The sequence below is a fragment of the Actinomadura formosensis NBRC 14204 genome (assembly GCF_001552155.1).
Lineage (GTDB): Bacteria > Actinomycetota > Actinomycetes > Streptosporangiales > Streptosporangiaceae > Spirillospora > Spirillospora formosensis.
On record NZ_BCQQ01000228.1, the window covers coordinates 1 to 5,257 of the forward strand.

4 protein-coding genes are annotated in these 5,257 nt (G+C 57.3%); all 4 read right to left on the bottom strand.

Annotated features, from left to right (window positions below):
- Positions 1-756: IS256 family transposase (locus AF1_RS31775; RefSeq protein WP_457912014.1), on the bottom strand; the 756-nt coding region annotated here is incomplete at its 3' end.
- A gap of 313 nt (positions 757-1,069) precedes the next feature.
- Positions 1,070-3,499 (bottom strand): hypothetical protein, encoded by a 2,430-nt coding sequence (locus AF1_RS34985; protein WP_131732328.1) that lies wholly within the window; start codon positions 3,497-3,499, stop codon positions 1,070-1,072.
- Complete coding sequence (locus AF1_RS34990; protein ID WP_131732329.1) at positions 3,496-4,065, bottom strand: hypothetical protein; 570 nt, start codon at positions 4,063-4,065, stop codon at positions 3,496-3,498. The genes AF1_RS34985 and AF1_RS34990 overlap by 4 nt, the downstream gene beginning before the upstream one ends.
- Before the next feature lie 10 nt (positions 4,066-4,075).
- Positions 4,076-4,825: a hypothetical protein gene (locus tag AF1_RS34995; protein ID WP_131732330.1), complete on the bottom strand. Its 750-nt coding sequence runs from the start codon at positions 4,823-4,825 to the stop codon at positions 4,076-4,078.
- Positions 4,826-5,257 lie beyond the last annotated feature (432 nt).

Consider the following 5,257-nt stretch of genomic DNA (forward strand, 5'->3'; position numbering starts at 1 on the left):
GACGGTGGCCTGCGGCCAGATCTCCTCGATGGCCTCGGGCAGGCCCTTGAGCCCGTCGCAGCAGGCGATGCACACGTCCTGCACGCCGCGGTTGCGCAGTTCGGCCAGCACGGTCATCCAGTGCTTGGCGCCCTCGCCGCCGGTCCCGACCCACAACCCCAGCACCTCGCGCTCACCGTGGCAGTTGATGCCGACCGCGACATAGATCGGGCGGTTGGCCACGTTGCCCTCGCGGATCTTCACATACAGCGCGTCGATCAGCACGACCGGGTAGACGCTGTCAAGTGGCCGGGCCCGCCAGGCCTCCATCTCCTCCACGACCTTGTCGGTGACCCGGGAGATCAGGTCGCGCGACACCTCGATCTGGTAAATCTCGGCGAGGTGCGCGCGGATCTCCCCGGTGGTCAGACCCTTGGCATACAGCGACACGATCGCCTCGTCGAACCCCGCCACCCGGCGGGCGTGCTTGGGCACGATCTGCGGGGTGAACTCACCCGCCCGGTCCCGCGGCACCTCGATTCGCACCGGCCCGACCTCGGTCGACACCGTCTTGGGCGAGCTGCCGTTGCGGTGGTTACCGGTCGGCTCGGCCGGACGTTCGCCCCGCTCATAGCCCAGATGCTCGCTCGTCTCGGCCTCCAGCGCGGCCTGCAGCACCGTCTTGGTGATCCCGGCCAGCAGCCCGTCCGGCCCGACCAGCGACACCCCCTCGGCCTTGGCCTTGGCGATCAACTCGGCCGCCAGTTGCACATCCAGCCCACCGACGGTCTCGTCCTTGTCCTTGGTCACGCGTGATCCTTCCCGGCCAGGGCAACGGCCCCAGCCTTCCGGATCACCACCCCACCCACACGATCTTTAGGACAGTCCCACCGGATGAGAACTTTCTCTACGTCTTCAAGGGCGCCCGCTACGCGGTCGCCGCCGGTCGGTCCGGGCCGGGCATGCGGCCTCTCCGGGCCGACCCGCCCCGACCGCCCGCCGAGCGGCCTAAGGCTCCAGAGCATTGGCTCCTCACCTGGTCTCCAAGAGTCCCTACCGCTCTAAGCTCTCAAAACCGGCTAGCGGCTGGCTACGCTGCTGCTCCCCCGAGAGACTCGATCGCTTGGCGGATGCGCACGTCAGGGTGCCCTCTAAGAGTTTCAAAAACCACGCCAAGCTCCGTAACCAGCGCTTCTTTCTGGGGGGTAGCCAAATCTTGAATTCCCCTAAGTGAAGCCAAGGGTACATCAATGCCATCACTGGAAAGCATTTCTTCAATTTTCCGAAAGATCACCTCGCGCATTTGAGATTCGACCGAGAAGGCGAGTTCCGCGAGAGAGCGTGCCGAGGCTGCCCGGACACGTACGGATGAATCTCGCGTCAGTTCCAGCGCAACGGAAGCAGGAAACACGGGGGGCAAGATATTGGCAGCATAGATGAGGCTTCTGGCGCATTCAATTCGACTTTGATTGTCAGCTGCGGAACGCATTTCTTCAATGGCCGAAAACACGGCGCCCGGGTCAATCTCTTTCGCTTGGCAGAGAAAGCGCAAAGCTGCAGCCGACTTATTCCAATCCAGAAAGTCGGATAGCCGAGATTCGTTCGTTAGACGGTGCGCATTTGCCCGCAGGTTGGCCATTGTTTCGTCTGGAACCTTGGAAATATTGACAGTAATCCAGTTCAGACTATTGGCTTTGTCTGAGTCGGGTATTAGCGAGTCAGTAAGGCAAGCCGTTATAGCCTCCCAGATAGCAGTGTCCGGGTACATGAATGCGAATACAGTGGCCAGATAGGTTACGTCAATGCCGCCTACACTAAAGGAGCCGCGTGCAGAGTCGTCGCGCTTCTTTTGGATATTCTCAAGAAGCAAGGTCCGAATCTTGTTGCGAGTGGTAATCGGAATTGAATATGAACTCGCGCGCGAAGCATCTACGAGGCAGGCAGCGAGTAGAAGGGATTGCTCACCTGCTCTGATAGCCTCTGCAATCTGATCAACGAGCCGGAAGTCGCCAATTTTGGCAAGACATTCGGCAACAGAGGCACTCAGTCCCGCGCCGTCGCCAACCAAGTGATCGGCAGCCCACTGAATCCAATTGTCGCGGTAGCTACCTACCACCGTCGACCAGTCCAGTTTTGGGGCGATATCGGCCAGACGGCGCAGGACGAGCGGGTCATCAGTCTGGGTTGCAGCGTCCCAGATTGCCTCCTGAATGATTGTCTTATCTGAGGCATAGGAAGTCAGCGCGGATATGGCGGACCAAGCCTCGTCATCAAAGCGATACAAGCCAGCTGCATCTCTTACTGTCCGATCAATGCCTCTTCCAAGTAGGCTCGCGATAATGTGATCGACAGCCTCACTAGGAAGGAGCGACGCGGCGGCGCGGAAGATGGCAAAATGGCCCCGCCCAAGCTTGTCCTGCTCGTTGGGAAGCATGCTCATAGCCGTGTCGATTAGAACGGCAAGCGGGCCTTCGCATTGCAGCAACCGAGCAGCTTTTGTAAGGTTCTTGGTATCGCCACTGCGCAGCAAGAGGGCGAGGCCATCGCGTCGGTTCCACTGTGGCGACTCGGCGCTTGGTGACTGAAGAAAGCGATCGCGTCCTAGAAGTAGCCGGGCTTCACGCGCACGAACCCAGTCGCCCGCAAGCTCCGCGGTTAGAGCGTGTGAATCCAAGGTCCTGTATTGGGACACGCCTCCACCGAATACCCTTCGCTTACCCAGCCGAGTCGGGGCATCGATTTGATCATCAAACACCTGCCCCTGCCATCTCGACAGTGCCGCGTAAGCGGCACTTCTGTGTTCCAACCAGTAGCTAACGATTGGTCTGCGGACAGTTTCCTTCCAGATGTCCGCGTCACCCAGGTAAAAGCGCATGTTGCTTTTATTTAGATACGCTGATTCGATAAGACCATCGACGATGCTTCTAATGACATCTATGCTTGAGCGCTTGGATCCCTCTGCGAGCGAGAATACTTCTTGATTCTCGACATCAATGGACATGGCCTGAGCATGGGCGGCATCGTAGTGATCTAGCGCGGTCGCGTAATCACCGAGGTCCGCATTTCTGCAACCGAGTTGAAGCGAAAGGAGGGTGCGGCCAAGAGGAGGAACAGTCTCTTGCTGGGCGGGGTTCACAAAATCTTGAAGTACAGAAAGAGCGGCCTTGAAGTCGTTCATGTCAGAATAAGCGCAGGCTGCCATAATGGCAGCAATCGCCTTGACGAGCGTGGATTCGTGAGCCTGTGAGAGGTCAACGAGTTGTCTAACTCCAAGCATTTGTGTCTCTACGAATAGAGACCGCCCGAACGCTTGCACTAATGCCCAATCTCCCGCCGGCGTTTGTGCATCTTCGGTGAGGTCCGGCACAAGGTCTCTGCGAGCGAATTGGTTGTACTCGGAGAAATGGTGCAAAGAAAGCAGTGCTATGGCACCATAAGAGTCGATCTCTTGAGCGCTCCAGTTTGGGTGTGGAGCAACCTCTGTCGGATATAGGAGCGACGCCACCAGTTTTATGTTCATAGCTTTGGTATCCTTCCACGAAGCTCTTTTGCTCTTTCGCGGCTCCCAGCAGGAGTGCCTTGGTTGGCTCCGCTTTGAGTAACGAACTCTCCGCGTTCAGCCAGTAGGGCGGCCCGTAGCAATGCTGCCCACACCACAGCGGGGACGCCGTGCTTACTCGTGTTCCCGATCAGTGTATAGGTATCCAAATCTCCCAGCGCGTTGAAAGACTGGGCTAGAGCAGCAGAAGGGTACGGCCCCTGAAGAAGAACCCATAGAGGAACTCTTGCATCTATTGCGGCGGCAGCGAGTTCCGTGCATCCTGTCGAAAGAACTCCTTGCTGGTCCGGAAGGATAAAGGCTAAGTGCGCACGTTCCAGCAGAAGGCCAACGTTGACATCTTGCTCGTAGTCGGCATTCAATTCACTTGAGTTATAGCGTACAGGAAGGATCTTGGGTCGAGGGTCTACCCAATTTCCTTCAAGCATGGCAAGTACCTCTCGAAAGCTTTCTTCCACTTCCACTTCATTGGAATCACAAGTCCAAATGATATTGAGAGGACGGTTACTTCCCTGAGAGGACGCCACCTGATCGAACCTATTTATCCGACACTACCGCGTTGACCCAGGCGCGTTGAATAGTCATCTTCCGTGATCCAAAACACGGACTTCTTTTATTGATCTTTATGGTTACGTAAGTGTCTTTCAAACTTTCCGAGTCCACTGTGCCCTCCAAGGTTGATATCCTTTCGCCGCAAAGGCTCGACAAAGCCGAAGCGCCAACTTGCTCGACCAAAATGGTCGCTTTTATCTCTTTCTTGGGTATATAAAAGGCCGATACCAGGAAGGCGGCAACCGCAAAGACTATAGCAGCAAAAGATGCAGCGTTAGCCCTCCGTAGCCAAGCGACGACAAGGGAACGAGTCTCCTGCACCTCCATCATTCCAGCATTGGCTAGATCAATTAGGTCTATAGGCTGCATCGAACCAGGTTGTTGATCACCATCTTCGCTGCTGTTGGCGTCGTCGGGCTTATTGCTTGAGGATACCGCTGCAAGATACAGGAAGGTCGCGGCCGTCCAAGACATGATCGCAAGGACGATTAGAATTTTGGTTGGCATGACCTGGACTGCCATGCCCGCGGTAAAGAATACACCGATGCCGACGGTTGATAGAGCACTCGTAATTGCATAAGCGGTTTGAGCTCTAGTGCGAGAGGTTTCGTCTGCTCTTAGTGTTCGGAGCCAGTATTCTTTGGCTACTTCGGCAGCTTCTTCGTCTGGAAGTGTCGGAAACTCTGGCACTTCTTGTACGGCGAAGTACTGATGAATCCGGGTCGCTAGGGACATATTCGCCTATCTCTGACAGTTGTCATGCGCAAAGGTGCTCCGAGACGTTCGTGGAACGGTGTCTGGTTAACGTAAGAGTGCTGTCACTCTTACGGGGGATAGTAGCCTCCGGGAGTGTCGTCCTGTGCATGCCTTCGTAGATCGTCAGGTTAGGCCCAGTTGCTACTGCCTGGGCAGCGCGCCTGTAGAGCGAGCGCGAAGCGGGGGTCTCGCGACCCCCAGCCCCCCGCGGGCCGGAGGATACGCCCGCGCGAATCGGTCTGTCACAGCGTCTCGTCGTTCGCGCGGGCGCACCCTCCGGGACGGGCGTGGGTGCTAACGGCGGTGCTAACAACGAGGTCGGATGATCTTGGACGGGTGTGGACGCCCGGGAGGTTGCGGCGCTGGTCAGCGGGCATGTAGGGACGTCCCTGGACGGTGCTGATCTCGCTT